Origin of the sequence: Streptomyces sp. NPDC007264 (assembly GCF_042869095.1) — a bacterium.
GTDB lineage: Bacteria > Actinomycetota > Actinomycetes > Streptomycetales > Streptomycetaceae > Streptomyces.
Genome location: NZ_JBIAFD010000038.1, coordinates 1 through 5,420 on the forward strand (window position 1 = coordinate 1; position 5,420 = coordinate 5,420).

Here is a 5,420-nt window from a genome sequence, read left to right on the forward strand (position 1 = left end):
ACCGCCCGCACCTGATCGAGGGCTGCCTGCCGACCACCGGCCTGGACCTCAAGGGCCTGATCAACCAGCCGGACATCGCGGATTCAACCTGAGCAGCGAGGCGAGGGCGTCGACGGCCGTGCCGATCGCGGAACCGGAGTCGTTCGGACAGGGAGGTACGAAGACCTCTGAGAAGTGGCCGAGAGCGGCCCACTGGGAGTTCCAGTCGCAATTCAGACCGCAGCCGCCGGAGATCCGCAGCGGCAGGCCGGGCGGCAGCTCGCGTATCGCGGTGTCAGCGAACACGCGAAACATGCGCTCGGTCAGCAGAGCAGCGGCTGTGGTCCCCACGGCAGAGGTGACGCCGCAGTCGAACAGTGGGGTGTCCCGGAATTCCTCCTTCGGCACCGGGTAGGCGTTTTCGATCTTCAGGAGGCGCTCGACTGCGGCAGCGATTTCGAGGTCGGCATCGCGGTAGTCGGCATGGGCGGCGAGGGCCATGAGCTTGCCGGCGTCACTGAGCCGGGGGAAACCACGTGTCGCAGGGAAAGAGGGGTCGCAGATGGCGAACAGGGCCGCGTATTTGGCGCCGGGCTGATCCATCACGTCGATGGTGCGGACGACCCGGTAGCTGTCGTCCACGAGAAAGAACTTCCCGGTGATGCCCTCCCAAACGAGGACTGCCTGGAGCGGGTGCCGCACCGGAGGGGCCATCCCGATGGCCCCCAGGATGTGAGACCGCTCGTGGGAGGAGGAGAAGTAGCGCACGTTCTTGCCGAAGAAGCGGCTCTCCCTCGTGACGACGGCGTCGGCACCACCGTAGCCAGCACCGACGCTCCCACGAATGCTGATGCCCTTCTCCTGCCAGCCGCCGATGGCGACGACGTCGGGTATCTCGTCAAGGTGCTCGGCCAGGTCAAGCACCGTGGTCGGGGTGAGGAAGGAGTACCGGGCGAAGGAGTCCTTTTCTGATTCGAGGGAGTAGAGCAGCTTGCCATCGCGGATGGCGGCCATGCCTCCGTCGTGCCCGGGTTTGAATGCCACTACCAGCATGGATTCCTCCGTATAAGTGCGGCTGACGCATTGATTAGCGACGAGCCGGCGCGAGCTGTTGAAGCTGCGCCCGCGCTGCCTACCCGCCTGGTAAGCACTGCAAGCACGCCTGTTCACCGCGCGCTGCTCTACCCCCCCTCTGGGTACGGCGGGACTGGCGCGCCACGACGACCTGCCAGCCGATCTGTGTGTCCGCTCTGCTCGCGCTCCTCGTGCGTTGGACGAATAGAGCGGGGCCCCACTGTCGCGGCCTGTGACGAACTGGCGGCGTCATCGGCGCGCTTCGCTGGTGACGGTGTTCTCTGCTCGGGATATGAGTCGGTCGAGCAGTGCGAGTAAGACAGTCCGGACCGAATCCTTGCTACGGGCGTCGACCATGAGCACGGCGGTCTGGGGGTCTTGTAGTTCGAGGGCTGTGCGGATCTGGTCGGCGGTGTAAGGCTGGGTGCCGTGGAAGCAGTTCACTGCCACGACGAACGGGGTGCCACGGCGCTCGAAGAAGTCGACGGCAGCGAAGCTGAGGTCCAGGCGGCGGGTGTCGACCAGGACGACCGCGCCGATGGCCCCTTTCAGGAGGTCGTCCCACATAAACCAGAAGCGTTCCTGGCCAGGGGTGCCGAACAGCAGGAGGGTGGCGGCGGCGAGGGTGATCCGGCCGAAGTCCAGCGCGACGGTTGTGGTGGTCTTGCCCTCGGCCGGGCCAGGGTTGTCGATGCCGGTGCTGGCGACAGTGAGTTGTTCCTCGGTGCTCAGCGGTGTGATCTCGCTGACGGCTCCGACCAGGGTCGTCTTGCCGACGCCGAATCCGCCGGCGATGAGGATCTTCGCTTGAGGGGGCGCGCTAGAGGTCTTCAAGGCCCTTCCTGATTCTGCGGAGGAGGTCGGCATCGGCTGCTTGGCGTTCGGTAAGGGGCGGTTGGTGGTGGACCAGGCCACGGGCGACGAGTTCGGTGAACATCTCGACGACCGTGGTCAGCGGCATACGCAGGACGGCGGCGATCTCGGCGACGGCGCGAGGGGCGGTACAGAGACGCATCGAGGTCTGCCATTCCTCCGGCAGGCCCCCCAGGTCTTCGATGGATACGGCGGCCGTGATGATGGAGTGCATGGACAGCGGCTCGCCAGGCCGCCTGGGGCGCGACGCCGCCCGGCCTGGGGCCAGTGCGTACAGGCGGGTCCGGCGAGCATGGTCGCCGGGCTTCACCGTGCGGGCAGATCCGCGCGGGGCAGTGTGCCCATCTGCTCCGCGTACGCCTTCGCCTTGCGGATGATCTCGCCCAGGGCCAGACCGATCTGGGCGGACGCCCGGACCACGACGAGCAGCGTGCTGCCGCCTCCGCATGAGGTGACGATGACGTTGCGGGCCTTCATGGTCACCACCGTGTGCAGCACGTCGCTGCCGTTGATGGACTGCGAGACGGAGGCCGACAGGCTGGCCATTCCCGAGCAGGCAGCCGCGATCTTCTGCGCGTCGTCGGTCTCGAGTCCATAGGCGGCTTTGGCGAAGCCTTCATTGGACAGCAGGACCAGACCGATGATGCCGTCGACACGTCGCAGGCTGTCACGGAGCATGTCGAAGGTGCCTGGGTCGTTGTCCGCCGTGGCAACGATGGTGTTGGGCAAGGTCTCAAACGTGCTGGTCACGGGGAAGTCTCCTCGTCGGGGTCGGTGTGGGTGGGGAAGCCGGCGAACTGGGCCGCGATCTGCTCAGGGGTGCGTTGATCGATGCCACGGGAGGCCTCGGCGGCGTGGACATCGCTGGTGCTGTCGCGCAGCTGCTCAGCCAGTTGAGCGCCGGGCGTACGTCTCGGCAGACCGTCTGCAGTGAGCGAGGGAGCCGAGGGCCGTTGGGATGCTGGGAAGGGCGCGATTGGGCGAGTTGGAGGCCCTGGCACGGGCGGGTCGTACGAGGGCGGTGCCGGGACGGCTGGGGAGGTTGGCTCAGTGGGAGCTTGCGGGGCGTCGACAAGGAGCTCGCGAGGCACCATCACTACGGCGGACAGGCCGCCATAGGCTGATGGGCGCAGAGTGACGGCGACGTTGAGCTGTGCGGCCAGGCGGCCGACGACGAACAGGCCCAGCTGGTCGGTGTCGGCGATCTCCGCGAACAGCGGGGCCACTCTGAGCCGGCCGTTCATCTCTGACAGCAGATCGGCCGACAAGCCGTTGCCCCGGTCCTCGACCTCGAACGCGATACCGCTTGCCGTGCGAACGGAGCGCGTGACGACTTCGAGTTGCGGGGCGGAGTAGGCGAGGGCGTTGTCGATGAGTTCGGCGAGCAGATGGGTCAGGGCGCCGGCGGCTTCAGGAACGAGCCAACCCTCGGCCCCGAACTCTGTGTGCACGCGCCGGAGGCCGGGAGACTCACCGACGGCATCGATCACGATGTTCCCAGCCGTCACCGGGCGGGTGTGAGGGTGAGGGACGGTGCCGCCGACGAGCAGCAGCAGGTTTTCCAGCTGTCGCCGAAGCTGGACGGTTTCGTGGTCCAAGGTGGAGAGGGCGTCCCGGAACTCGGGGCCCTGGTCGGGACTGCGTTGCAGTTCGTCCAGTTTCCGCAGCAGCGCGGCGACCGCGACGAGGGCGCGCTCGGCGACCCCGGCGGAGAACCGATTGAAGCCGTCCCGTTCCTTGTGGACGGCGTACGCGGAGTCCAAGGCATGGCGGGCGAGCCGGGCGACGGCATCACTGATCATGCCGAACTCGTCCCGATGCCCAGTGGGCTCCGGGAGGCCGCCGGTGTCGACGTCCTGCCCGTGTTGGAGGCGTACGACCAGTTCGGGGAGCTGTTGCTGGGCGACCGTCAATGCAGTGGTTCGGGCTCGGTCAGCCCGGTGGGTCACGGTACGGCCGGCGATCACGACCAGCCCGGTCACCACTATCCCGACGACGGCACCAACTCCGGCCAGGGCGTATGCCTGATGTCGAAGTTGCCGACCGGCGTCCTGACCGCTGACGGAGTCGTTCTGCAGCACTCTGGCTTGCTGGAGCATCCACATCGCGCAGACCGTGACCAGGGCGGTCATCACCAGAGCGACGGTGACCGTGACCAGGCGCAGGAGGGTACGCAGCGGGAGCGGACCGGACGAAGCATCACGTCGTGAGTGCGGCAATTGGGGTGCCGACGAGGGCGGAGGGGACATCGATCCTCACGTGGCGGTGGCAGAGACTTGGGACACTGGGCGGAAGGAGGATCGCCGGGCCGTGTGTCGGCTTATCGGTCGGGGGATGCCGAGAGCCTGGCGTCACAGCCCGGCGGCCGATCTGGGGAGACTGGCTAAGCCCGGGCGAACCCCCGCTGCCGCTCGATATCGGTCACCTGTGTGCGAAGGACGTCCAGCTCGATCTCGGCAGCGCGGGAGTAATGGTCGATCACGCCCGGGCTGAGCAGCTGGGAGGCCAGTTTGCTCTCCTGGAACGCCTCCAATGCCCCGTGGAGAGTCGTCGGGACCGGTCGGTCATCGGTTGCCCGGTACGCACTGCCGGTGCGTGGCGGCGGGGGTTCCAGCTCGTGGTCGATTCCGTGCTGGGCGGCGGCCAGGGCCGCGGTGAGGGCCAGATACGGGTTGGCGTCAGCTCCGGGGAGGCGGACCTCCAGGTGGAGGCCGTCGCCGTGGCCGACGACGCGGACGGCGCAGGTGCGGTTGTCCCGGCCCCAAGAAAATGTGGTCGGGGCGAACGAGTCGGCCTGGTACCGCTTGTAGGAGTTGGGGCTGGGGGCGTAGAGCGGGGCGAGATCGGGCAGGGCGTCGAGCAGTCCGGCGATAACCCTGCGGGCCAGCTCCGGAAGGCGCCCGTCCTGTTCGGCGAACACCGGCTCGTCGTCCCGCCACAGAGACAGATGAACGTGGCATCCGCTGGCGACACCCGTGCTCGGGGCAGCCATGAACGTCGGAGCCATTGCGGCGCGCTCGGCTGTGTGCCGAACCGCGTGCTTGAAGACCAGGTGCCCGTCACACGCCTGCAGCGCGTCTCCGTAGGGAAAGGTCACCTCGATCTGGCCGGGACTACCCTCGCCCTTGACGGCCTCGACCGGGAGTCCCGCACCGGCCAGGGCGGCCTGCAGCTTTCGGAAGAAGGCGTCCAGCGGCAGGGGGTGGTCGAGGGAGTAGTCCAGATTGTTCGTGACAATCGGTCGCAGACCCCGGTAGACCGACTGTTCGGCTTCGGCGTGGGTGCCCTGGAACAGCACGAACTCGGTCTCCAGCCCCACCTTGGCCCGTAGGCCGCGTGCGGCGAGGTGATCCAGCTGCCGGCGCAGCATGTATCGGGGAGCCACCTCTACCGGACGGCCATGAGAGGGCGGTATGAGACCTGATGCCCGATTCTTCGTTTCGTGCGGGACGAGTGGGCAGGTCGTGGCGACGTCGGTCGACTACGGCCGAGGC

Annotated in this window: 6 protein-coding genes; all 6 read right to left on the bottom strand. The window is 67.5% G+C overall.

Features of this window, described 5'->3' with window-relative positions:
• Positions 1-60: 60 nt before the first annotated feature.
• The 6 genes from ACFYMU_RS33270 to ACFYMU_RS33295 all read right to left on the bottom strand — a co-directional run bounded on the left by ACFYMU_RS33270 (position 61) and on the right by ACFYMU_RS33295 (position 5,311).
• The gene (locus ACFYMU_RS33270; RefSeq protein ID WP_388381440.1) at positions 61-1,032 is read right to left on the bottom strand and encodes a carbamoyltransferase N-terminal domain-containing protein; all 972 of its coding nucleotides are present in this window, start codon (positions 1,030-1,032) and stop codon (positions 61-63) included.
• A gap of 270 nt (positions 1,033-1,302) precedes the next feature.
• Entirely contained in the window at positions 1,303-1,920 is a 618-nt protein-coding gene (locus tag ACFYMU_RS33275; RefSeq protein WP_388381441.1) for an ATP/GTP-binding protein, read from the bottom strand.
• Positions 1,874-2,236, bottom strand: a complete 363-nt coding sequence (locus ACFYMU_RS33280) for a DUF742 domain-containing protein (RefSeq protein ID WP_388381443.1) — start codon at positions 2,234-2,236, stop codon at positions 1,874-1,876. Before ACFYMU_RS33280 ends, ACFYMU_RS33275 begins: the two co-directional genes overlap by 47 nt.
• Positions 2,233-2,676, bottom strand: a complete 444-nt coding sequence (locus tag ACFYMU_RS33285) for a roadblock/LC7 domain-containing protein (RefSeq protein WP_388381445.1) — start codon at positions 2,674-2,676, stop codon at positions 2,233-2,235. Before ACFYMU_RS33285 ends, ACFYMU_RS33280 begins: the two co-directional genes overlap by 4 nt.
• A complete protein-coding gene (locus ACFYMU_RS33290; protein WP_388381449.1) occupies positions 2,673-4,058 on the bottom strand; it encodes a sensor histidine kinase in 1,386 nt (461 codons plus the stop codon). The genes ACFYMU_RS33285 and ACFYMU_RS33290 overlap by 4 nt, the downstream gene beginning before the upstream one ends.
• Before the next feature lie 251 nt (positions 4,059-4,309).
• On the bottom strand, positions 4,310-5,311 hold the full coding sequence (locus ACFYMU_RS33295) for a glutamine synthetase family protein (RefSeq protein WP_388381447.1): 1,002 nt from the start codon (positions 5,309-5,311) through the stop codon (positions 4,310-4,312).
• Between the last annotated feature and the right edge of the window lie 109 nt (positions 5,312-5,420).